Source organism: Burkholderia sp. Ax-1724 (genome assembly GCF_011752995.1).
Taxonomy (GTDB): domain Bacteria; phylum Pseudomonadota; class Gammaproteobacteria; order Burkholderiales; family Burkholderiaceae; genus Paraburkholderia.
This window is the reverse complement of sequence record NZ_VWWL01000028.1, coordinates 25,071-47,866: the sequence shown is the minus strand read 5'-3', so window position 1 is coordinate 47,866 and position 22,796 is coordinate 25,071. Positions and strand designations below refer to the sequence as shown.

Below are 22,796 nucleotides of genomic sequence, written 5' to 3'. Positions count from 1 at the left end.
ATGGCGCGGATCGATGTGCTACGATCGCACGTCCTCCCTTCAGTGGCGCTCTTCGGTTGAACAGGCTTCCGTATGACGTTGAATCAGCTTCGGGTCTTTTGCACGGTATTCGATCAAGGTGGATTTCGCGCGGCCTCACGCTCTCTCGACATCTCGCAGAGCACGCTGACTCAGTCCATCCAGAGTCTTGAAACCGAACTCGGCGTTACGCTGCTCAGCCGCTCGCATCAGGGCGTTAGCCTGACTCCGCATGGAGAGCGTTTGCTGGCGCGCGCCCGGGCGATCATCAGCGACTGCGATCGCGTTTCCGAAGATATGCAGCAGTTGAGCGGGGAACCGACCGGCACGATCTCGCTCGGCATGACATCGGAGCCGCTCGGGGAAGTGCTGCTGCCGGTGCTCAAGCGATTCATGGCGAGCTACCCGCGTGTACGCGTGCATGTTTCGAGCGGATCGTCATTGCAATTGCTCGAACGGATTCGCGACGGCCGGCTCGATTTCGCGATCTTCCCCATCTCGCCGCAGGTCACCGATGCGGACATGAACATCGAGCGTCTTTACGAATCGACGGCCGGCATCATCGCGCGCAAAGGGCATCCGAAGGCATCCGCAACGTCGATCCGGGAACTGGCTAACTGCGAATGGATTGGCTTGCTGACGCGCAATATCATCGGCGGAGCCGAGAGCCGGCTCGTCAGCCTGTTCAGGTCGCAGGGCCTGGGGGTTCCGAAGGTCGTCATTACCGCGGAGTCGCTGCTCGAAACACTGCACATGGTTTCGGAAACGGACTATCTGACGCTTGAGCCGCGCGCGCTGGTCGATTTCAAACTGTATAAATCCTCGCTGATTTCCATACCGATCAAGGAAGGTTTCGATCCGCGCGAAGTCTGCCTCGTTCGCAGGCGCAATGCGCCATCCACGCCGGTCATGCAGGAACTCATCACCATGATGATTTCGTACTCGCGCATGGCGCATCGGCAGATTCTCTGACACGCCAGTCCGCTCACTCGACGGCTCGACCGGCGCAGCGTCGATTCCGCGCCGCGAGCGTGCTCGTGCTCGTTCTTTCGCACCCGGTCCCGTAGCCGTCGTCGCCTCGACGCAGGCTGCCGGCGCCACCATAACGCGGCCATAGCGCGCCGGCTTTCCCGGCAGTTTTCCCGACCTCCGTTTGCCGTTGCCGCTTTGGGCTTCGCGGTACGCGTGTGCTTCATCCGGTGATCGGAAATATGGATCGCGATATTTTGACCAGACTTCCTTGCGCCTATCCGTGTGCTTAGCATCGTCGTCAGCGGCGCGATAAACGCGCTCGCGCACCGTACACCGTGGCACTCAGGTTTGCCCGGCGCGACAGGGATATCGATCAGGAGACCGGATGTCAGATTCGAATGTCAGCACGCCAGCGCCATGGCCGCTTTCTTTTGCTTGCGCAGGGCACCTGCTCAGGACATCGCTCGGGATACCGTTATGACATCGCGCCGCTTCCGCGCCGGCCGCCTCGCGGGTCTGACTGCGGCAGGGCGCGCCGTGGCGATGCTCGGCGTGCTCGCGTGCGCGCATATCGGACTGCTGCCGGCCCTCGCCATGGCCGAGACGAACACGGCGGCGCAAAGCGAGATTCGCGTGGCCCAGGTCGCGGACACGCCGACCTCGATGCCCGGCAACGTCGCCCGCAACACCACGACCGACAATATCCTCGGCAACGTCGTCGAATCGCTGGTCGCCTTGCGGGCCGACCAGAGCGTGGGGCCGATGCTCGCGGATAGCTGGGACATTTCGCCCGATGGCCGGACCTATACGTTCCATCTGCGCCACGGTGTGCTGTTTCATGACGGCACGCCGATGACCTCGAAAGAGGTCAAGTGGAGTTTTGAATTCCTGATGAAGCGCAGCTCCGGCTTCGAGTGCCGTAATGCCTACGACGGCAGCCGAGGCGTGCGCGTCGTCGAGGTCCGCACGCCGGACCCCCATACGGTGGTGTTCGAACTCGATCGGCCCTACGCGCTGTTTCTGACGCGCATGGTCGATCCGCGCTGTCCGCTCGCCGTGCTGAGTCCGTCGAGCGTCGATGCCGACGGCCACTGGCTCAAGCCGGTAGCCACCGGGCCGTTCGTGTTTTCGGAGTGGAAGCGCGGACAGTATGTGCTGCTCAAGCCGTTTGCCGGCTATCGTCCGCGCCCGGAACCGTCCAGCGGTTACGCCGGCGCGAAGCTCGCGCACGGCGACGTGCGTTTCGTCGTGATTCCCGATGCGGCCGCGCAGAAGTCGGCGCTGGTCGCGGGCCAGATCGATCTGACATCGGTCGGCGAGAACGGCGTGCTGCCTCCGGACCCGCGCTGGCGTCTCGTCACCGGGCCCGGCACCGATCCGGCCGCGCTGCTGATGCAGACGCGCGACCCGCTGCTCTCCGACGTACGCATCCGGCGCGCGATTGCCCTCGCACTCGATCTGCCGGGCATCGTCAACGCGGTGACCGACGGGCACGCACGCTACAACCCGTCGCTCGTGCCCGACGCGAACACGCTGTTCACGCGGGCCGATGCGGTGGGCTACACGAAGAATCTCGCGCAGGTGAAGCAGCTGCTTGCGGCCGCGGGCTACAAGGGACAACCGCTGACGCTGGAGACGAACCGCAGTTTCGAGTCCATGTACACGCTGGCGGTGTATGTGCAATCGCTGCTGACCCAGGCCGGCATTCCGACGAAACTCGACATCGTCGAATGGGGCAAGCAGGAAGCGGACTTTCATTCGGGTCATTTTCAGATGATGGCGTTCGACTACTCCGCGCGTCTCGATCCGGCCTTGATGTATAGCGACGTGCTCGGCGACAAGACCAAGATTCCGATGGCGCAATGGGAGAACCCCGCGGCGCGCGCGCTGTTGCGCAGCCTGCAAGGCGAGACGGACGAAACCGTGCGCAGGAAGGTTTTCGAGCAGCTGCACGCCATGATGATCGCCGATGTGCCGATGATCATGCTGTATTACACGCCGGACCTGCTGCTCGTGAGCAGCCGCCTCGAAGGCGTGGCTTCGTGGCCGATGCGGCGCATCCGCGTATTCAACATCATCAAGCACTAAGGATCAGCATGGTGTCCTATCTACTCAAGCGCATTGCAATGGCGGTGCCGACCGTGGCGATCGTCACCGTGCTCGTGTTCGGCATGATGCGCGCCATTCCCGGCGACCCCGCCACGCTGATGCTCGGCGACATCAACGACCCGGCGTTGCTCGCGCAGATGCGTCACCAGTTCGGGCTCGACCGCTCCGTCGCCGATCAGTTTCTGCTGTGGCTCTCGCATCTGATGCATGGCGACCTCGGCATGTCGATCGTGCGGCATCAGCCGGTTTCCGAACTGATCGCCACCACCTTTCCGGTGACCGCCGAGATCGTGCTGGCCGCGACGTTCATGGCCAGCCTGATCGCGATTCCGGCAGGTCTTATCGCGGCATGGTCGCAGAACCGGCGCGCGGACCCCGCGATCGTCTTCACCGCGATCCTGTTCGTGTCGCTGCCGAGCTTCTGGGTCGGCATTCTGCTGATGTGGGTGTTCGGCGTGAAGCTGCACTGGCTGCCGACCTTCGGCTACCAGAGCTTCGGCGATGCGGGCTGGGGCACCGTGCGCTATCTCGTGCTGCCCGTGGTGGCGGTCGCGCTCGGCGAGATCGCGGTAATCATCCGCATCATGCGCGCGAGCAGCCTCGAAGTGTTGCGGCTCGAATACATCGCGCACGCGCGCGCCAAGGGCCTTTCCGAGCCGCGCGTGCTGATGCGCCACGCGCTGCCGAATGCGTTCGGTCCGGCGCTCACCGTGATCGGGCTTGTGCTCGGCCATCTGCTGGCGGGCGGGGCCGTGATCGAAACGGTCTTCACGCTGCCGGGCATGGGCCGTCTGCTCGTCGACAGCATCTACGCGCGCGACTATCCGGTGGTGCAAGGCTGTCTGCTCGTGATCGCGCTGCTCTACGTGCTCGTCAATCTGATCGTCGACCTGCTGCATCCGGTTTTCGATCCGCGCCTGAAAATGTAAATGAAACTCTCCCTGTTCAAACGGCTCAATCTCGCGATCGGCACGGTACTGGTGGGCTGGCTCGTGCTGACCGCGCTGCTCGGTCTCGTCTATACGCCCTACGATCCGACCGCGGTCGATCTCGTTACGCGCTATGCGGCCCCGAGCCTGCACCACTGGTTCGGCACCGACGAATTCGGCCGCGACGTTCTCTCGCGCGTGATGGCGGGCGCCGCCGTCAGCGTGACGGTCAGCATCGGCTCGGTGCTGTTCGCGCTCGTCGTCGGCACGACGCTCGGCACCGTGTCGGGCTATGTCGGCGGCTGGTTTGACCGGCTGGTGCTGATGCTGACCGATGCGCTGATGGCGTTTCCCGGCCTGCTGCTCGCGCTCGGCATCATGACCGTGCTCGGCGCTTCGGAAGGCGCGGTCGTGCTGGCGCTCGGACTGGCCTACACGCCCTCGGTCACGCGGCTCGCCCATAGCGGCACGCTTTCGCTGCGCAGCCGCGACTTCGTCGTCGCTTCTCAGGCGATGGGCAATGGCGGCGCGTGGACCTTGTGGCGGCATGTCCTGCCGAATACGGTCGCGCCGTTACTGGTCTTCGCGACCTCGCTGTTCGGCTCGGCGCTGCTCGCGGAAAGCGCACTGAGCTTTCTCGGTCTCGGCGTGCCGCCGCCCGCGCCGACCTGGGGCGGCATGCTGGCCGACAGCCGCGATGCGATCGACCGCGCGATCTGGCTTGCCATCTTTCCGGGCGTGGCGATTTCGCTCGCGCTGCTCGGCATCAACATGCTCGGCGATGCGCTGCGCGATCTGCTCGACCCACGCATGAAAGGAGTGACGCGATGAGCGCGCCTGTTTCGAACACGGCGCGGCCCGACGTGTCCGCGTTGCCCGGGTCCGGCGCGCCGCTGCTGAGCGTACGCGACCTGACGCTCGCCTTCAACGTGCCGGGCGGCGCGCCGAAGAAAGTCGTGGATGCCGTCAGCTTCGATCTCGACGTGGGCCGTTCGCTCGCGATCGTCGGCGAATCGGGCAGCGGCAAGACGATGATCGGCAAGACGCTGCTGGGGCTGCTGCCCGACTCCGCGCGGATCGCGGGCGGCGACGTTCGCTTCGACGGCCATTCGTTGCGCGAGCAGACGCGCGCGCAATGGTGCGAGGCGCGCGGCGTCGGTATCGGCATGGTGTTTCAGGAGCCGATGGTGTCGCTCAATCCGGCATTCAGGATCGGCGTGCAACTGACCGAGGCGCTGGTGCGCAGGCGCGGACTCGTGCGCGACGAAGCGGTGCGCCGCGCGGAAGTCATGCTCGAACGGGTGCGCGTGCGCAATCCGCAAGACTGCATGAAGCGCTATCCGCACGAATTTTCGGGCGGCATGCGGCAGCGGATCATGCTCGCCTCGGCGATGCTGCTGCGCCCGAAGCTGCTAGTGGCGGACGAGCCGACCACCGCGCTCGATTGCGTGGTTCAGAAGGAAGTGCTCGACGTGATGACGGAACTCACGCGCGAGGAAGGAACGGCGCTGATCTTCATCAGCCACAATCTCGCGCTTGTCGCCGCCTATACCGAGAGCGTGCTGGTCATGCGCGCAGGCGTCGCGGTCGAAACGGGGCCGGCCGCGCGCGTGCTGTCGCGACCTTCGCATCCTTATACGCTGGCGCTGCTCGATGCGTTGCCGCGCCGTACTGCATTGCTTGCCGACACGTCGCGTGAAGCGCCAGGTGATGAGCCAAGTGAGGCGCCAGGTGAAGCGCCAGGCGAGAGCGTGCCACCCGTGCTCGAAATGCGCGACGTCGCGATCGACTACGCCGCGCCGCGCGCGACTCTCGCGAACTGGCTGCGCGCGAAACTGCAACCGCACGGTGGTGCGCCCGCGCGCGTACGCACCGTTTTTCCCACGTCGTTGCGGCTGCGCGCCGGCGAAACACTCGCGATCGTCGGCGAATCCGGCAGCGGCAAGACGACTCTCGCGAAGGCGGTGCTCGGCCTCGTGAACCCGGCCGAGGGCAACGTGCTGCTGAATGGCGCGACCTATCTCGACGGCGGGCCGAAGTCGTTGCAGGCGGCGCGGCGTGCCATCCAGATCGTGTTTCAGGACCCGTACTCGTCGCTCGATCCGCGCATGCGCGTGGGCGAACTCGTCGCCGAAGGGCTGCGCGCGGACCGGACGCTCGACGCGGCGCAGCGCGACGAACGGGTGCGCTCGGCACTGGCCGACGTGGGGCTTGCCGAGCATGCGCAGCGCTTCGTGCACGAGCTATCCGGCGGCCAGCGGCAGCGTGTCGCCATCGCGCGCGCCCTGGTGAGCCGTCCCGCCGTCATCATCGCGGACGAGCCCGTGTCGGCGCTCGACGTGACCGTGCAGAAGCAGGTGCTCGACATGCTCACGTCGCTGCAGGCGCGCTACGGCTTCGCGTGCCTGCTGATCTCGCACGATCTCGGCGTGGTCGAGCAGATCGCCTCGCATGTGTTGGTGATGCTGCGCGGCCATATCGTCGAGGCGGGCACCCGCGATGCCGTGTTCGACGACCCGTGTCATCCGTACACGCGACGCCTGCTGCGAGCCGTGCCGGAACTGCGGGGCGACCGCGAGAGCGGATTTCGCGTGCAGGTGCGCGAGGTGCCGCCGCCGCGCCAGCCCGACGACGCCTATTTCGACCCGGATCGCGCGCAGGGCGCGCTGCCGCGGATGACCCGCGTGGACGGCGCGGCGGCGCACACGGTCGCGCTGCGTTGAAGGCGGGCCAGGACGCCGTGCGTGGCCGATGCCGGACCTGCGGGCCGCGCGCCCGGTTTGCGGCGGCGTTTGTGCCGGTGCCGGTGCGCGGCCACGGCAAGGCGGTGCTGCGCCCGCACCCGGCAGCGCGCCCGCCGATCCGCTCAATGGAGAAGTTCAGATGACCTTAGGCCAGCTGAAGGCATTTTGCACCGTGGTCGAGCAGGGCAGTTTCCGGGCCGCGGCCCGTTCGCTCGGCATCGCGCAGAGCGCGTTGACGCATGCGATCCAGAGCCTCGAAGCCGAGCTCTCGGTGTCGCTGCTGACGCGCTCGCATCTCGGCATCAGCCTCACGTCGTTCGGCGAAATGCTGCTCATGCGCGCAACCGCGATCCTCAAGAACTGCGAACGGATCGAGCAGGACATCCGCGAGGTCGAGGGCATGCCGTCGGGGCGAATCGCGCTCGGCGTGACCTCGGAACCGCTCGCCGATCTGTTGATGCCGGTGCTCAAGCGCTTCATGGCCGACTATCCGAACGTGCTCGTGCATATCTCGAGCGGCCCGTCGCTGATGCTGCTGGAGCGTATCCGCGACGGCCGTCTGGACTTCGCGCTCTGTCCGCTCTCGCCCGATATCGACGATGCCGATCTCGAGATCGACCGGCTCTATCGTTCGTCGCCCGCCGTGATCGCGCGCGCGGGGCATCCCAAGGCGAATGCCACCTCGATCGACGAGCTGGCCGACTGCGAGTGGATCGGCTTCAAACGCGAAGGTATTACCGGATTCGCCGCCAACCGGCTCGTCGGCATATTTTCGGAGCGCGGGCTCGGCGTGCCGAAGATCGTCATCACGGCCGAGACGCTGCTCGAATCGCTCTATTTCGTGAGCGAAACCGACTATCTGACGATGGACCCCGGCGTGCTGGTCGATTTCAAGCTGTTCTCCGGCTCGCTGATCCGGATTCCGGTTCGCGAAACCTTTAGCCCCGGCGACATTTGTCTGACCCGTCGCAGCGCGTCGCCGCTCACCACCTCGGCACAACTGCTGGCGAGCATGCTCGCGTCCTACGCGCGCCTGCGGCGCGGCGTGACGAGCGGCGCGAAGACGTAGCGCAGCGGGCGCGCGCCCCGCGCGGAATGCAAGCGAAATGCCAACTGCTTGCGAACCGGGCGCGAACCCAATGCGAACCAGATGCGAACTGGATACTAGTGATCTGAATCGTGGATCGCGATAGCCCGGAGCTGGCTTCCTGAGCTTGCCGCGCGTACTTAAGATGGTGTCATCCATGATGCGCTGCCTTTTCAGCCGTGCATCGCAACCGAGGAACTCCAGGTCCATGTCAATTCGCGACACTCACCGGCTGCTGCCGGGCGCCGACGGTACGGCGCATCATTTGTATGTTGATCGCTTCGGCCCGTCGGGCACCGGCAGGAAGGTTTACGTGCAGGCCGGCCTGCATGCGGACGAAGTGCCCGGCATGCTGGTCGCCGCGTGGCTGAAGACGCGCCTGCGGGCACTCGAGGAAGCGGGCAGCCTGCGCGCCGAGTGCGTGGTGCTGAGCGTGGCCAACCCGATCGGGCTCGGCCAGGCCGTGCTCGGCTACCCGCTTGGCCGTTTCGACCTGGCGAGCGGCCGCAACTTCAATCGCGGTTTTCCGATGCTCGCGGCGCAGATCGGCGACGCCATCGAAGGCCGGCTGAACGGCGACGCGCTCCACAACCGCGCAGTGGTGCACGAAGCCTGGCGCGAGCTGCTCGACAAGGCCGCGCCGCGCCACCCCGTGGACGACCTGCAGCGCACGCTCATGCAGCTCTCGATCGACGCCGACATCGTGCTCGACCTGCATTGCTCGCGCGAGGCGGCCATGCACATCTACACGGGCGAGGCCATCTGGAACGAGGCCGAGCCGCTCGCGCGCTATCTCGGCGCGCGGGCCTCGCTGCTGGCGTTCGATTCCGGCGGCCAGTCGTTCGACGAGGCGCACAGCCTCACATGGTGGCAATTGCAGGAGCGCTTTCGCGGGCGCTATCCGATTCCCAACGGATGCGTTTCGGTGACGGTCGAGCATCGCGGCCAACGCGACGTCAGCGACGAACTGGCTCGGCAGGATGCCGAAGCAATTATTTCGTACCTGACCTATGCGGGCATGATCGACGCAGCGGTCGAACCGCTGCCGCCCTTGCCGCATCCCGCCACGCCGCTCGCCGGCAGCGAGCAGTTCTACGCGCCGGCCACGGGCGTGCTGCTGCATCGCGTGGAAGAGGGCGCGCACGTGCAGGCCGGCGACGAGATGTTCGTGGTCGTCGATCCGGTCGAGGGCACGCGCACGGCCGTGCATAGCAGCACGAGCGGCGTGTTCTACATGCGGCGCGACGTGCGCTACGTGCGGGCGGGCGATCCGCTTGGCCGCGTGACCGGAGAAAAGACCCTGCGCAGCGGCTATCTGCTGGGCGCCTGATCCTGAACCATCGCACCAGACTGACGAGTGAGAACATGACTAGATATATCGACGTAAGCGACATGCGCCATCTGGCCGCATCGGTCGGCACGCAACGGCTCATCACGGAGATGGCCGAGTACATTCGCGCGGACTACCTGCGCTGGAACGAATTCGAGAAGTCCGCCCGGGTGGCGAACCATGTGCCGGGCGGCGTGATCGAGCTGATGCCGGCGTCGGACTCGACGCTCTACGGCTTCAAGTACGTGAACGGCCATCCGAAGAACACCCGCATCAACATGCTGACCGTCATGGCGTTCGGCGTGCTGGCGGAAGTGGAGACGGGTTTCCCCGTGCTCTTCAGCGAATTCACCATCATGACGGCGCTGCGCACGGCGGCAACCTCCGCGCTCGTCGCGAAGGCGCTGGCAAGACCCGACTCGCGCACGATGGCGCTGATCGGCAACGGCGCGCAAAGCGAATTCCAGATCCTCGCGTTTCGCGCGATGCTCGGCATCGAGGAAGTGCGTCTCTTCGACGTGGACCCGGCGGCCACCGACAAGCTGATGCGCAATCTCGCCGACGTGCCGGGGCTGAAGCTCGTGCGCGCGGCGAGCGCGGCCGAGGCCGTGCGCGGCGCCGACATCGTCTCCACCGTGACGGCCGACAAGACCAACGCGACCATTCTCACACCCGACATGATCGAGCCGGGCATGCACGTTAACGCCGTCGGCGGCGACTGCCCGGGCAAGACCGAACTGCATGCGGACGTGCTGACCGACGCGCGCGTGGTGGTCGAGTTCGAACCACAAACGCGCATCGAAGGGGATATCCAGCAACTGCCGCCGGAATTCCCGGTGATCGAGCTGTGGCGCGTGCTGTCGGGCGAGGTGGCGGGGCGCACGAGCGCCTCGGAAGTGACGGTGTTCGATTCGGTGGGCTTCGCGCTCGAAGATTTCTCGGCGCTGCGCTATCTGCGCGATGCCGCGAACCAGTACGGTATCGGCCGCGATATCGATCTGATTCCGGCGCCCGAGAATCCTAAGGATCTCTACCAGTTCGTGGCGGCGCCGCTCGACGCGCCGGCGCTGACTCCGGCGCATGCTCCGGCGGCGAGAGCCGCCTGAGCCCGACGGCAGCGTTGCATCATCCGGCCTTTCTGACCCTTCTGGCCGTTCGTCATTGCTTTATCGCCAACCGGTTTTCTTCTCCATGACGCGCTTCAACTGGCAAAACCCGTATCCGACACCGCGCTCGCCCGTGTTCGCCCGCAATATCGTTTCGACCTCGCATCCGCTCGCCGCGCAGGCCGGCCTGCGCATGCTGTGGAAGGGCGGCAACGCCGTCGACGCGGCCATCGCCGCGGCGGCGGCCATCACCGTGGTCGAGCCGGTCTCGTGCGGCCTGGGCGGCGACGCGTTCGCGCTCGTGTGGGACGGCCAGAAGCTGCATGGCCTGAACGCGTCGGGCGCGGCGCCCGCCGCGTGGAACCTCGACTATTTCCGCAGCCGCTACGGCGAGGAAAACGGCATCGCGAAACGGCCCCGACGCGGCTGGGACGTGGCGACAGTGCCGGGCGTGATCGCCGGTTGGGAAGCCTTGCATGCGAAGTTCGGTTCGCTGCCGTTCGCCGATCTGATGGAGCCGGCCATCGAAATCGCCGAACGCGGCCACGCGGTGGCCGGGGTGGTGGCGCGCAAGTGGAATGCCGCGATTCCCGAATTGCAGAATCAGCCCGGTTTTGCCGGCACGTTCATGCCGCATGGACGCGCTCCCGAGGTCAGCGAGCGCGTGTGCTTTCCGGGCCACGCGGCGACCTTGCGCCTGCTCGCGGAGCAGGGTCCGCGCGCCTATTACGAAGGCGAGATTGCCGAGCGCATCGCCGCGTTTTCGCGCGAGTGCGGCGGTGCGATGACGCTGGACGATCTGCGCAACTGTCGCGCGGACTGGGTCGAGCCGATCGGCAAGGAGTATCGCGGCCATACCGTGCACGAGATTCCGCCGAACGGGCAGGGCATTGCCGCGCTGATCGCGCTCGGCATTCTCAAGCAGTTCGACGTGAAATCGCTGAAGGTGGACAGCGTCGAGTCGCAGCATCTGCAGATCGAAGCGATGAAGCTCGCGTTCGCGGACATCTATCGCTATGTGGCCGACCCGCGTTCGATGGAAGTCACGCCCGAACAGATGCTCGACGACGCTTACCTCGAATCGCGCGCGAAGCTGATCGACCCGAAGCGCGCGACGCATTTCGGCTTCGGCATGCCCGCCTCGGGCGGCACGATCTATATGTCGGCCGTGGACGAGCGCGGCATGATGGTCAGCTTCATCCAGTCGAACTACATGGGCTTCGGCTCCGGTGTGGTGGTGCCCGGCACCGGTATCGCGCTGCATAACCGCGGCTGGGGCTTTTCGATGGACCCGAAATCGCCGAACGTGGTGGCGGGCGGCAAACGGCCGTTTCATACCATCATTCCGGCGTTCCTCACGCAGCAGGTCGATGGCCGGCAGGAAGCGGTGATGAGCTTCGGCGTGATGGGCGGCGACATGCAGCCGCAAGGCCATCTGCAAACGGTGGTGCGCATGCTCGACTACGGCCAGCAGCCGCAGGCCGCATGCGATGCGCCGCGCTGGAAGATCAACCGCGACTTCACGCTCGACCTCGAAGCGACGCTCGATCCCGCGACCGTGCAGGGGCTGCGCGAACGCGGCCATCAGATCAAGAGCATGAACGACCCGTATATGGACTTCGGTTCGGGCCAGTTCATCTGGAGGCTCGATCGCAACGACCCGGAGCGCGGCTACGTGGCCGCGAGCGATTCGCGGCGTGACGGACTCGCCGCGGGCTTCTAGGCGTTTTCTCATTCTTTATAAGGTATTTCGCACGATGCACGGTGGAGGCCCGTCATATGACCAATGATAAAAACAGCGAAACCAGCAAGCTCCGGAAAGTCATCGTATCGACCATAGTCGGCGGCATGCTCGAATGGTTCGACTTCATGGTGTACGGCTACTTTTCGACGCTGATCGCACAGACGTTCTTCGTCGGCGTCAGTCGCGCCGAATCCTTGTTGCTCACGTTCGCGACGTTTGCCGTCGGCTTTCTGGTGCGGCCCATCGGCGGCGCCGTGATGGGCATGTACGCGGACCGGGCCGGCCGGGTCAAGGCCCTGTCGATGATCATGGTGGCGATGTCGGTCGGTTCGCTGCTGCTCGGTTTGACGCCGGGCTATGCCGCGATCGGCATCGCCGCGCCGCTGCTGGTGGTGGCCGGACGGCTGGTGCAGGGCTTCGCGGTCGGCGCGCAGTTCGCGCTTTCGTCGGTGACGATTTACGAAATGGCGCCGCCGGGCAAGAAGATGTTCTACGGCAGTTTCAACATGCTGACGTGGGGAATCGCAGCCATCCTGTCTTCGGGGTGCAGCTATCTGCTGTCGCGGCATCTGTCGCACGAGGCCATGCTGGCCTGGGGCTGGCGCCTGCCGTTCCTGGTCGGCGCGCTGGTCGGGCCGTTCGGTTTCTACATCCGGCATAGCGTCGGGGAGTCGGCGGAGTTCCGTCAGATGCAGGCGAATGCCGTCGCGCGTCTGCCGCTCGGTCGCCGCATACGCGACTTCGTCGGCGAGAATGGCGACGCGCTCGTTTGCGCGATCGGCATCATCATGGGCGGCACGTCGCTGCTCTATGTGTGGCATGCGTACCTGCCGCACTACGCGCAAAGCCAGCTGCATCTGCCGATCAGTTCCTCGCTGCAGGCGGTGTTCGTCACGAGCATCATCTCGTGCGTGCTGTCGCCGGTATTCGGCGCGCTGGCCGATCGTGTCGGACCGTACCGGGTGTTCTGCTTCTTTATCGGCAGCTGGCTGATCTGCGTGTTCCCGCTGTTCTGGTTCCTGCTGGCCACGCCCACGGCGACGCGGCTGATACTCGTGCAACTGGTCGGCATTCTGTTCGTGACGCTGCAAGGCGCCGCGCATCCGGGCATGCTGGTGAGGCTCTTCACGGTGCAGGGCCGCTCGACGGGCGTGGCGATCTCCTACAACATCGGCGTGATGCTGTTCGGCGGGCTCGCGCCATTCTATATCTCGGTGGTCTCGCGCTTTACCGATGCCCGGTTCGTTCCGCCGGCTTATCTGGTCGGTACGACCGTACTGTCGTTCGTGCTGGTCGTGGGCACGCGCACGGGGCGGCGCGCGTTCAGGCTCGAGAGCGAGGAGCGGCGGCAGGCAGCCGCTGCGCGCGACGAGGCCGGTGCGGCAGGCGCCGTTCCTTCCAGCAAATAGATAGACCGGCAAGATGCATCGGCTTTAGCGCGTGGCCGCCGAAGCCGATAAAAATGGCGCCTTGATGCGAATCAAGGCGCCATTTTTCCTGTAGCGCATTTGAAAATTGTTCCCGGATGTGGTTTAAATGCGGGACGTGGAAAAAGAACCTCGGGATCGTCAGACGGTACCGGCCGCAAGGGAGGCAGGTGTTTGTCGAGGGGGATACGATCGCCTGGCGTTGACGGACAAAGGCGGCAACGCTCGGGTTCGTCGCTGAGGTGGTGAATTTTCAAACACGCTACAAGAAAACCATGAAGCAACAGACGTCGAGAAAAACAACATGGAAGCACTATGTCGCCGTGGCTTGTCTGTCGGTTGCGAGTGGATATGCGAATGCGCAAACGGTGAAAATAGATTTGCCGGCATTGCCCTTGTCGGAAGCACTGGCGAAGCTCTCCCTGCAAGGCAAAGTTAACATTCTTGCGTCGGACGCATCGGTGGCAAATCGCATGGCGCCGGCGGTCTCGGGCACGCTGAGTATCCATGACGCGCTGGATCAACTGCTCAAAGGCACGAATCTCAAAGCCGAACAGAAGCAGGAGGGGACATGGGTCATCTCGGCGTCGTCAAAACAGGCGGCAACGGGTGCCACGGATGCCGCTACGGTGTTGCCGGCGATTACGGTAACGGGCAATGTCCTCTCGGATAACACGGGCTTCCTCGCGTATTCGAGCAATACCGCTACGCGTACCGACACGCCGATTAGCGAAACGCCGCAGTCGATCCAGGTGATTACGGCGGATCAACTCAAAAGCCACCAGACGCAATCGGTTCTGGACGCACTCGAGATGGCCGGCTTGCCGATCGTGAGCCAGTCTCAGGGAAATAGTGCGGCCATTATTTCCAGAGGTTTCACGGCCAATGTCATGAGAAACGGAATCAATGACGTCAGCGGGAACCAGACCGCGCTTTCGATTCCCATGGCCGGTATCGAGCGGATCGAGGTGATCAAGGGCGCGGATTCGATCGTGGCCGGCGTCATGTATCCGGGCGGCGTGGTCAATATCGTGACGAAGCAGCCGACCGCGGACCCGGTTCGCGAATTAACCGTTCAGACGGGATCGTATGGGGACTGGCTGGGCGCAGTCGATCTGGGCGGGCCACTGACGCCGGATAACCATCTGACCTACCGGCTGGTGGTGTCAGGTGAGCGTTCTGGTGAAAGCTATGGCGGATACGATGGTAACCGGACGTTCTATGTGGCGCCGACGCTGGGCTGGAAATCGGGGGGGACGGACATCGTGGTCGGCTATCAGCATCAGGCCCAGAACCTCCCGGCCACGGCCATTACTTTTGTCGGCCCGGATGGGCCGCTTCGACTCGACGCGCGTGCTACCCCTCCGGACAACCAGTTCATTAAATCCGACACGCTGTTTTATGACATCAAACAGAAACTGGGGCATGACTGGGAAGTCGAGAGCCGGACGCAGTATCAGAATATCAATGACTGGAGTGAAAATAATTATTTCCCCTTCGGATACGACCTGACATCAATGCCCTATTCGGGCGGGACATACACCACCAGTTCATCTTCGATTGAAACTGATAATCATATAAAAACGGCATTCCAGATCGGCGCCGTCAAGAATAGCCTGATGTTCGGGGGGGAGTACCAGATTTACCGGACGAATATCAATGAAATCGCCTCCGGGGTCCTCGCCCCTTTTCCTTCGCCGACACTCCCGCCGGTCGCAGGGGATTTCTACAACATCAGTTCAAGGCAGTACTTCAACAACCTGTATCTGCAAGACCAGATGAGCTGGGGGCGACTGCGCGTATTGGCGAGTCTCGCGCGCGGAACCTCCTGGTCGAACAGTCAGCCGGCGCAATCGGCCTGGTTGCCTAATATCGGTGTGCTGTATCAGTTGAGTGATGATGTGTCCGTCTTCGCCAACACCTTCCGGAGTTTCGTTCCCAATACATTCAGTCCTCTGATTCAGGGCGTGCTCGTGCCGCCGGCACTGGGGCGTTCGGTAGAGGCCGGCGTCAAGCTCAATCTGCTCGACGATCAACTGAGTGTCACGGCCGACGTATTTCGGACCGCAATGTCAAATACGTTCTATCCGGCGCCGGGATCTCCCAGCGGATACCTTCCGGCGGAAAATGAAGCCTATCGGGGTGCCGAAATAAATGTGGCGGGCCAGGTACTGCCCGGCTTGAACCTGACGTTCAACTATACGTACACCACTGGGCAGCAGTTACCGACAAACAATACTCCACCCGTGCGTCATATGGGCGGCCTGTGGCTGAGCTACGACCTGCAGTCCGAGCATCTGCGGGGATGGGGAGCCGGCATCGGCCTGCAGGCGCGCAGCAGCTACGAGATACCGGTGCAACCGCTGGTGTACAAGATTCCCGGGCAGATGCAGACCGATCTGAATGTGCATTATCAAACCAAAAACTGGTCGACCATTCTTGGCATCAAGAACGTCTTTAATCGCACGCTTTACCAGGACGCTGTGTACTACGTAGATTTCGTCACGCTCAATCCGGGCCGCTTGGTTTTCTTGACCAGTTCCTATAAATTCTGAGTGCATGAATCGAATCAACTCAGCGCAAGACGGTAGGCGTGGGCCGCCGTTGCGCTAAACAACGCGCGTTTCTCGTCAGGCGAGCATCGCGCGGTCAAGCGCTTGAATGCATTCCAGACGACACTGTAGCTCGCGCTCTGCTGGTCCACGGGGAAATTGCTTTCGAACATGCAGCGAGTCACACCGAACGCTTCCAGACATTCGTGAACATACGGGGCCCATGAGCGTGCGAGTACTTCCGAGCCGGGGGGCACCGCGTTCAGATGGAATGGAAAGCCGGTGTATAGCATGCCGAGTCCGCCCAGCTTCATATACACGTTCGAATGCGCGGCGACTTGTGCGAGCCCCGACTTCCATTCGGCAAAGACGGCATCGCGTTGGCCCTCGTAAGGACCGACGCCCAAGGGACCGCCGACGTGGTTCACGATGATGCGGGTCTCGGGAAAACTTCCCGCCAGAGCGGCGATTTCGTTCAACTGATGGTGGTAGACGAACGCATCGAAACTCAGGTCGAACGCGCGAAGGTGGCGGAATGCCGCGCGAAAGGATCGGTCGGCGCTGCGTCCTTGCGCGTACGTGTGCCCCCACATGCCGATGCCGGCTGCATCCCAGCGGATCGGGAAACGGATGCCCCGCAAGCGGCCTGCCGCCGCTTCATGCTGCGCTTCCAGCACCGGCACCACCTGGTCGCCCAGCATCAGGTCGGCTCTCGCGACAATGCCGGCGCAGATTGCGTTACGCCATCGCGCGGGCGCCGCGAGCGCGGATGCCACCGCAAACCGCGTTTCTCCGACGGGGCGCAACGCCGGACTTGCATGCTCGCAATAGGAGGTGCCGCCTTCCACGAAAACGGTCGCTCGAATATGGTGGCCGGTCGTCAGGTCCGCGAGAAAGTCGTCGACGAGATAGTCTCCGTTCTTGCGCTGCCAAAGATGATGATGACAATCGACGATCGGCAGATCGGGGTCGAGAGCCGGCTCGGAACTTTGCCGATGCCATGCGTCGAGTTCTGCCGCTGTTCGAAAACTACTGGTTCTGAAGTCGTAGGCGAGGCGCATGGGAATGGGTAGGGAATCATCAGGCCGATCGGAGCGGGCGCGATTTACTTGCTCTCGACGAGGCGCACGAGGACGGCGGCGAGAATCGCCGAGACGAACAGGAAACCCGACATTGCCCATATGCCGGCCGAGAAAGCACCAGTCGTCTCTTTGAGTATGCCGATGATGTACGGCCCCGCAAAGCCGCCGAGTGTCCCGATCGAATTGATGAATGCGAGTCCGCCCGCCGCGGCCCGCTCGCTCAGGAAGGTGGTGGGGATCGTCCAGAGAATACCGACGGCCGAGATGGTTGACGCGGAGGTCAGGGTGATGCCCAGCATGACGACCCCCAGCGAGTTGAAGTGCGCCGCCAGTGCGAGGCCGATGCCGCCGATCAGGCACATGATCGCGAGGTTCGTCACGGGCCTCCCCCTGAGCGTGACGACATACGACCAGGTCAACAGGACGCAGGCGGAGGCGAGCGGCGGGATGGTGGCGAGCAGGCCGATTTCCGACAGCCGCAGGCCGTGGCCCCGCAGGATTTGCGGCAGCCACACTCCCACCCCATAGCCGCCCAGCACGAAGCCGCACTGAATGGCCGCCAGCATGAGAACGCGCGGGTCCTTCAAGGCGGAGGTCAGGTCTTTCTTGATGTGCTGACCCGTGCCTTCATTGAGCATCTGGGCGAGTTCGGTCCGCTCGTCCGGTGTCAGCCAGTGGGCGTCTTCCGGCTTGTTCCGCAGGACGGCGTACACGACGAAGCCGACGAGCACGGCCGGCAAGCCCTCGATGATAAACATGGCCTGCCAGCCATGCATCCCCGCGAATCCGCCCCACCGCAGAATGGAGGTCGACAGCGGCGCGCCGATGATCGCCGACAGCGGAATGCCGAGCGCGAACAGCGCCTGCACGCGTACTCGCTCCCGTGGCGGGAACCAGCACGAAAGAAACAGCGTGACCCCGGGAAAGAAACCGGCCTCGGCGACACCGAGCAGGAAGCGCATGATGTAGAAACTGGTCGGGCCTTGCACGAGCGAGGTCGCCGCTTCGGCGAGTCCCCACGTAATCATGATGCGGGCGAGCCAGCGCCGGGCCCCGTAGTGATGCAAGGCCAGGTTGCTCGGGATTTCAAAAAAACAATAGCCGGCAAACAGGATGCCGGCGCCCCATCCGAACTGCGCGGGCGTCAGGCGCAGGTCTGAGTTCATCGTCAGGGCCGCGTAACCGACGCTGGTGCGGTCCAGATAGTTGATGATGAACGCGACCAGAAGCAATGGCATGAAGCGCCACGTATTCTTGCGCAGCGCACTTCGCTGTATCTCGGTTCTTGCTTCCTGGGCCGTGTGAACGCCGTTTCGCCCGATCGATTCGACTTGCATCTTCCGTTCTCCGCTATTGCTGCGTCTTTTTCCTGGCGAGGCACACGACCGCTTGCGTTGCCGTGCGCTCCCGATGAAAGGCTCTCCCGCTTGCCTGCTTGATGCAGTCCTGTACGAGTGGCGAGCGACGTTCTCCGGCCTGATTACGCGCCAGCGAGCGCTTGCGCGACCTGCTTGCCGAAAGCGCTGCAACCCATCGTGCCGCCCAGGTCCGCCGTGCGAGTCAGCGGGTTTTCGAGCGTGGCGTCCACGGCGGCTTCGATGGCCGTTGCGGCTGCCACGAAGTTCGCCAGCCGGCGTCGTTCGCCGATCCAGCGCATCAGCATGCCGACCGACAGCATCATCGAGGTCGGGTTGGCGGTGTCCTTGCCTTCGAGGTCGGGTGCGGAACCGTGCTGGGCCTGTGCGCAGCAGAGCGTTTCTCCGGCCATGACCGAGCCGGCCAGCCCGAGACTGCCGGACAATTCGGCCGCGAGGTCGCTCAGGATGTCGCCGTAGAAATTCGTCGCGACGATCACGTCGAAGCGTTCCGGCGAGCGCACCAGGTGCGCGGTCGAGGCGTCGATCAGAAGATCGTCGAATTCGACTTCCGGAAAATCCTTGCTCACGTTGCGCACGCATTCGAGAAACAGGCCGTCGGTCATGTGGAAGCTGTTGGCCTTATGAATCGCGGTGACGCGCCGCTTGCGCTTCATGGCCAGTTCGAAAGCGCGCCGCGCGATGCGCTCGCTGCAATGGCGCGTAATCTTGCGGACCGACAGCGCCATATCTTTCGACGGCATCATTTCGCCCCAGCCGAGATGCATGTTGCGATCGGGATAGAACCCCTCCGTCGCTTCGCGCATGATGACGAGATCCATCTGCCTGCCTTCGCGAAGGTTCGAGCTGAGAAACGGGCGCGTACGGGCCGGGCGGATATTCGCGTACAGATCGAGATCGCAGCGGAATGCCGCCGAGACATTGCGGCCGCCCTGGTCCGGCGGCGGGTAGTCGGCGTGCGAGATGGTGCCGAGAATCAGGCCGTCGTAGCCGGCGGCTTTTTCGAGTACTTCCGGCCTGAGGGTCGTGCCGTATTTTGCGAGGCTCGCGAAGCCGATGTCTTCGACGTCGTACTGCAAACGCAGATCGAACACGCGATCGGCCTGGGCGAGAACGGTCATGGAGGCGGCGATGATTTCGGGACCGATACCGTCGCCGGGACAAACGAGAATACGCATGGCGGATGTTGACGCTCAGGGAGAGGGAGTCTGATGTTCGGCCGAGACGGGGCGCGTTTCGCCGCTGGCGACGAGCGTGCGGGTGGCATCGAGCCGCGCGTAGATCCAGAGGATCTTCATGGGATTCGTCTTCGACATGTTGCGAAAGCGATGCGGCACGTTCGGCGGAATAAAGGTCGTATCGAGTGGCTTCAAACGGTATTCGAGCCCGTCGATGTCGAGGATCGCATCGCCCTCGACCAGCACCACGCTTTCCTCGCAGTTATGGCTGTGAAACGGGATTTCCATGCCCGGCTCGAACGACGTGTACCCGGTGATGAAGCTCGCGGACCCGACGTTCTTGCCGACGAGCGGCGTCGTGCTCGCGCCGCCGCCGCGATCGTAGCGCGGCAGGTCTTCGGGGCGCAGCAGGGCCGCGCCCGATGGTGTTTTGATCGTCATGATGTTCTCCTGAAGGTGGATCGGGCTCAGCGAGCCGGATTGATCCAGACGGTCTTGATGTTGGTGAATTCACGCATGCCGACGGCGCCGAGTTCGCGCCCGTAACCGGACTGCTTGATGCCGCCGAACGGCAGCCGCGCGTCGGACGCCACCACGCTGTTGACGAAAACGGCGCCCGCCTCGATCTTCCGCACGAGTTGCTGTGCCCGCGTCAGGTCGGTGGTCCAGAGCGCGGCGCCGAGACCGAACTCCGTATCGTTCGCCAGCGCGATGGCCGCATCGGTATCCTTGACCCGCATGACCGCCGCAACGGGGCCGAAGGTTTCCTCGCGAGCGGCGGCCATGTCGGGCGTCACGTGGTCGAGAACGGTCGGCGCGTAGAAAAAGCCCTGGCCCGGCAGCGGCTGTCCGCCGGTCTTCAGCACGGCACCGGCGGCAACGCTCAGTTCAACCTGGCGATGCAGCTCGTCGCGAAGATTGGCGCGCGCGAGCGGCCCGATGGTTACGCTGCGATCGGTGGGGGCGCCGACTTTCAGTTGAGCCACACCGGCACAGAACAACTCGACGAAGCGGTCCGCGACGGCTGCGTCGACGATGAAGCGCTTCGAGGAAATGCAGCTTTGACCGGTGTTCGAAAAGCGTGCCTTGACGGCCGCTTGCGCGGCGCGCTCCACATCCGCGTCCGCCAGCACGATGAAGGGATCGGAGCCGCCGAGTTCGAGTACCTGCTTTTTCATGGCGGCGCCCGCTTGCGAGGCGACGAGCTTGCCGACTGCGGTCGAGCCGGTCAGCGTGACCGCGGCGATTCGCGAGTCGCTAATCAGTGCCGCCACGTTCTCGGGCTGGATCAGCAGGGACGCAGCGAGTCCTGGCGGCACACCGGCATCGGCGAATACTGAGTTGATCGCCAGCGCGCATTGCGGCACGTTGCCGGCGTGTTTGAGGATGATCCCGTTGCCGGCGCAGAGCGCGGGCGCGGCGAAGCGGATGAACTGCCATATCGGGTAATTCCACGGCATGACCGCGAGCACGACACCCAGCGGGTCGTAGACGATCTGGCTGCCCGTGGCACTGGCGACCGGTTCGTCGGCGAGGAACTGCGCCGCGTTGGCGGCATAGAACCCGCAGGTCGCGGCCGACTTCTCGATCTCGGCTTCGGCCTCGACGATGGGCTTGCCCATCTCCAGCGTAATCAGTTGCGACAACGTTTCCTTGCGACGCAGCAGTACTTCGCCGATGCGCGCGACGACTGCCGCGCGCTGCGCGATCGGCACTTGCGACCACGGCCGCTGAGTGGCGACGGCGTCGTCGAGCGCCTGTTCGATGCGGGCCGGCGAAGCGGCGTCGAACATTGCCACGACGGATTCGGTGGCCGGATTCAAGGTGCGAAACATGAAGGTTTGCCTTTCGATGAGGGTTCCGTTTCCGTGCGTGCCGCGGGTTGCCGCACATGAAATCTGTTTGGTATTTTGTTTTTTCAATATACCATTCGATTGGTCTTTTGAAGATGATTTGTACCACTGGGGTATACCCGTTCTATGGTCGCTACGGTGCTATCGCGCAGAATATCCCGAGAAATATGCAGTGGCATGGAGGTGTATTGAAAGCCTGTTCGGTCGGCAAAGCGGTGAGAGAGGTATATTTATCAATCAAAATACCTGATAGTGGCATGCTACAATCCCCGGCAAATCTATTACTCTGGACGACAGAATGAGCCGCCCATTAGCCGATGCGCTCGCGGCACATATTCATCAGCACATTCGCGTTGCCGGCATCGAACCCGGGACACGCCTGCCCGAGCGGACCCTCGCGGAGCAGTTCAACGTGTCGCGCTCGCCGGTGCGGGAAGCCTTGAAGCGCCTTGCGGTGCAGGAGATCGTCATGGCGCATCCCGACGGCGGCTATGCCGTCTCGGAAGCGGCATTCCGCAGGTCGGCCGACGCCGGTGAGATGGCCGCCGCCGGCGATGACGAAGCGGTCTATCTCGCGATCGCCGAAGACCGGCTGGCCGGCAAGCTGGCCGACCGCTTCACGGAAAACGCGTTGATGCGCAGTTACGGCGTGACCCGCGCGCAACTGAATGCGATCCTGCGCCGCATGGCGCAGGAGGGCTGGATCGAACGGCGGCCCGGGCACGGCTGGATGTTCCTGCCGATGCTGACTTCGGCCGAAACCTATCGGCAGGGCTATCGCTACCGGTTGCTGATCGAATCGGCCGGCATTCTGGAGCCGACTTTTCAGCTCGATCGCGAGGCGCTGCTGCAATGCCGGGCGGAGCAGGAGGCGCTCGTCAACGGTGAGGTGCGCACGGCTTCGCCCGCCGCGCTGTTCGACGCGAATAGCCGGCTGCACGAAACCATTGCCGCCTGCTCGGGCAATGCGTTCATTCTCGATGGCCTGCGGCGTCTCGACCGGTTGCGTCGCCTGATGGAGTATCGGAAAGCCGTCGATCGCAATCAGGCGGAGAGACGTTGCCGCGAGCACCTGACCTTGATCGATCTTCTGCTGTCCGACCAGCGCGAGGCCGCGGCCAATTTTCTCAAGATGCACCTTCACAACGCGGCCCGGGAAAAGGCCGGCGACTGATGCGATGCCGCGATCGCATGCCCGTGAGCGTACAGGCCGGGCGGCGGCGGGGTGATCGGAATTACACATAGTGATCGGCTGTAGCGACTTCCTCAATCCGGTTCGCGCCGCTACA

Annotated in this window: 17 protein-coding genes; 12 read left to right on the top strand and 5 right to left on the bottom strand. The window is 63.9% G+C overall.

The genetic code is table 11. The features are described 5' to 3' along the window. Nucleotides 1–72 precede the first annotated feature (72 nt). The 11 genes from F3J19_RS27880 (at nt 73) to F3J19_RS27830 (ending at nt 16,021) form a co-directional block, all read left to right on the top strand. Complete coding sequence (locus F3J19_RS27880; RefSeq protein ID WP_167048926.1) at nt 73–990, top strand: LysR substrate-binding domain-containing protein; 918 nt, start codon at nt 73–75, stop codon at nt 988–990. Nucleotides 991–1,467: 477 nt separating this feature from the next. Further along, complete coding sequence (locus tag F3J19_RS27875; RefSeq protein ID WP_167048924.1) at nt 1,468–3,078, top strand: ABC transporter substrate-binding protein; 1,611 nt, start codon at nt 1,468–1,470, stop codon at nt 3,076–3,078. Nucleotides 3,079–3,086: 8 nt separating this feature from the next. Then, nucleotides 3,087–4,028 (top strand): ABC transporter permease, encoded by a 942-nt coding sequence (locus F3J19_RS27870; RefSeq protein ID WP_167048922.1) that lies wholly within the window; start codon nt 3,087–3,089, stop codon nt 4,026–4,028. After that, nucleotides 4,029–4,859, top strand: a complete 831-nt coding sequence (locus F3J19_RS27865) for an ABC transporter permease (protein ID WP_167048920.1) — start codon at nt 4,029–4,031, stop codon at nt 4,857–4,859. It abuts the gene before it with no gap. Then, a complete protein-coding gene (locus tag F3J19_RS27860; protein WP_167048918.1) occupies nt 4,856–6,751 on the top strand; it encodes an ABC transporter ATP-binding protein in 1,896 nt (631 codons plus the stop codon). Before F3J19_RS27865 ends, F3J19_RS27860 begins: the two co-directional genes overlap by 4 nt. A 160-nt stretch (nt 6,752–6,911) precedes the next feature. Beyond that, entirely contained in the window at nt 6,912–7,841 is a 930-nt protein-coding gene (locus tag F3J19_RS27855) for a LysR substrate-binding domain-containing protein (RefSeq protein ID WP_167048916.1), read from the top strand. A gap of 226 nt (nt 7,842–8,067) precedes the next feature. Next, nucleotides 8,068–9,189 carry a M14 family metallopeptidase gene (locus F3J19_RS27850; protein WP_167048914.1) on the top strand — a complete coding sequence of 374 codons (1,122 nt, stop codon included), beginning with the start codon at nt 8,068–8,070 and terminating at the stop codon, nt 9,187–9,189. A 35-nt stretch (nt 9,190–9,224) separates the two neighbouring features. Continuing rightward, complete coding sequence (locus F3J19_RS27845) at nt 9,225–10,295, top strand: ornithine cyclodeaminase (protein ID WP_167048912.1); 1,071 nt, start codon at nt 9,225–9,227, stop codon at nt 10,293–10,295. A gap of 85 nt (nt 10,296–10,380) precedes the next feature. Beyond that, nucleotides 10,381–12,018 carry a gamma-glutamyltransferase family protein gene (locus F3J19_RS27840; protein ID WP_167048910.1) on the top strand — a complete coding sequence of 546 codons (1,638 nt, stop codon included), beginning with the start codon at nt 10,381–10,383 and terminating at the stop codon, nt 12,016–12,018. A 56-nt stretch (nt 12,019–12,074) separates the two neighbouring features. After that, nucleotides 12,075–13,448 (top strand): MFS transporter, encoded by a 1,374-nt coding sequence (locus F3J19_RS27835; RefSeq protein ID WP_167048908.1) that lies wholly within the window; start codon nt 12,075–12,077, stop codon nt 13,446–13,448. Between the two features lie 293 nt (nt 13,449–13,741). Next, nucleotides 13,742–16,021 (top strand): TonB-dependent receptor, encoded by a 2,280-nt coding sequence (locus tag F3J19_RS27830; RefSeq protein ID WP_167048906.1) that lies wholly within the window; start codon nt 13,742–13,744, stop codon nt 16,019–16,021. A 14-nt stretch (nt 16,022–16,035) separates the two neighbouring features. On the opposite strand, the gene F3J19_RS27825 is transcribed toward F3J19_RS27830, so the two are convergent. The 5 genes from F3J19_RS27825 to F3J19_RS27805 form a co-directional block, all read right to left on the bottom strand. Next, a complete protein-coding gene (locus F3J19_RS27825; RefSeq protein WP_205193312.1) occupies nt 16,036–17,199 on the bottom strand; it encodes an amidohydrolase family protein in 1,164 nt (387 codons plus the stop codon). Then, nucleotides 17,124–18,437: an MFS transporter gene (locus tag F3J19_RS27820; protein ID WP_167048904.1), complete on the bottom strand. Its 1,314-nt coding sequence runs from the start codon at nt 18,435–18,437 to the stop codon at nt 17,124–17,126. Before F3J19_RS27820 ends, F3J19_RS27825 begins: the two co-directional genes overlap by 76 nt. A gap of 143 nt (nt 18,438–18,580) precedes the next feature. Beyond that, nucleotides 18,581–19,654: an isocitrate/isopropylmalate dehydrogenase family protein gene (locus F3J19_RS27815; RefSeq protein WP_167048902.1), complete on the bottom strand. Its 1,074-nt coding sequence runs from the start codon at nt 19,652–19,654 to the stop codon at nt 18,581–18,583. Between the two features lie 15 nt (nt 19,655–19,669). Further along, the gene (locus tag F3J19_RS27810; RefSeq protein ID WP_167048900.1) at nt 19,670–20,095 is read right to left on the bottom strand and encodes a cupin domain-containing protein; all 426 of its coding nucleotides are present in this window, start codon (nt 20,093–20,095) and stop codon (nt 19,670–19,672) included. Between the two features lie 26 nt (nt 20,096–20,121). Further along, nucleotides 20,122–21,489 (bottom strand): NAD-dependent succinate-semialdehyde dehydrogenase, encoded by a 1,368-nt coding sequence (locus F3J19_RS27805; RefSeq protein ID WP_167048898.1) that lies wholly within the window; start codon nt 21,487–21,489, stop codon nt 20,122–20,124. Nucleotides 21,490–21,805: 316 nt separating this feature from the next. Between F3J19_RS27805 and F3J19_RS33025 the strand changes: the two genes are divergently transcribed. Then, a complete protein-coding gene (locus F3J19_RS33025; RefSeq protein ID WP_167048896.1) occupies nt 21,806–22,681 on the top strand; it encodes a GntR family transcriptional regulator in 876 nt (291 codons plus the stop codon). The last annotated feature ends 115 nt before the right edge of the window (nt 22,682–22,796 follow it).

What these genes read in the sequence shown, in the direction of transcription:
- F3J19_RS27880 (WP_167048926.1), top strand. Translation starts at nt 73, where the DNA reads ATGACGTTGAATCAGCTTCGGGTCTTTTGCACGGTATTCGATCAAGGT.
- F3J19_RS27875 (WP_167048924.1), top strand. Translation starts at nt 1,468, where the DNA reads ATGACATCGCGCCGCTTCCGCGCCGGCCGCCTCGCGGGTCTGACTGCG.
- F3J19_RS27870 (WP_167048922.1), top strand. Translation starts at nt 3,087, where the DNA reads ATGGTGTCCTATCTACTCAAGCGCATTGCAATGGCGGTGCCGACCGTG.
- F3J19_RS27865 (WP_167048920.1), top strand. Translation starts at nt 4,029, where the DNA reads ATGAAACTCTCCCTGTTCAAACGGCTCAATCTCGCGATCGGCACGGTA.
- F3J19_RS27860 (WP_167048918.1), top strand. Translation starts at nt 4,856, where the DNA reads ATGAGCGCGCCTGTTTCGAACACGGCGCGGCCCGACGTGTCCGCGTTG.
- F3J19_RS27855 (WP_167048916.1), top strand. Translation starts at nt 6,912, where the DNA reads ATGACCTTAGGCCAGCTGAAGGCATTTTGCACCGTGGTCGAGCAGGGC.
- F3J19_RS27850 (WP_167048914.1), top strand. Translation starts at nt 8,068, where the DNA reads ATGTCAATTCGCGACACTCACCGGCTGCTGCCGGGCGCCGACGGTACG.
- F3J19_RS27845 (WP_167048912.1), top strand. Translation starts at nt 9,225, where the DNA reads ATGACTAGATATATCGACGTAAGCGACATGCGCCATCTGGCCGCATCG.
- F3J19_RS27840 (WP_167048910.1), top strand. Translation starts at nt 10,381, where the DNA reads ATGACGCGCTTCAACTGGCAAAACCCGTATCCGACACCGCGCTCGCCC.
- F3J19_RS27835 (WP_167048908.1), top strand. Translation starts at nt 12,075, where the DNA reads ATGACCAATGATAAAAACAGCGAAACCAGCAAGCTCCGGAAAGTCATC.
- F3J19_RS27830 (WP_167048906.1), top strand. Translation starts at nt 13,742, where the DNA reads ATGAAGCAACAGACGTCGAGAAAAACAACATGGAAGCACTATGTCGCC.
- F3J19_RS27825 (WP_205193312.1), bottom strand. Translation starts at nt 17,199, where the DNA reads ATGGGCAATGTCGGGTTTCCTGTTCGTCTCGGCGATTCTCGCCGCCGT.
- F3J19_RS27820 (WP_167048904.1), bottom strand. Translation starts at nt 18,437, where the DNA reads ATGCAAGTCGAATCGATCGGGCGAAACGGCGTTCACACGGCCCAGGAA.
- F3J19_RS27815 (WP_167048902.1), bottom strand. Translation starts at nt 19,654, where the DNA reads ATGCGTATTCTCGTTTGTCCCGGCGACGGTATCGGTCCCGAAATCATC.
- F3J19_RS27810 (WP_167048900.1), bottom strand. Translation starts at nt 20,095, where the DNA reads ATGACGATCAAAACACCATCGGGCGCGGCCCTGCTGCGCCCCGAAGAC.
- F3J19_RS27805 (WP_167048898.1), bottom strand. Translation starts at nt 21,489, where the DNA reads ATGTTTCGCACCTTGAATCCGGCCACCGAATCCGTCGTGGCAATGTTC.
- F3J19_RS33025 (WP_167048896.1), top strand. Translation starts at nt 21,806, where the DNA reads ATGAGCCGCCCATTAGCCGATGCGCTCGCGGCACATATTCATCAGCAC.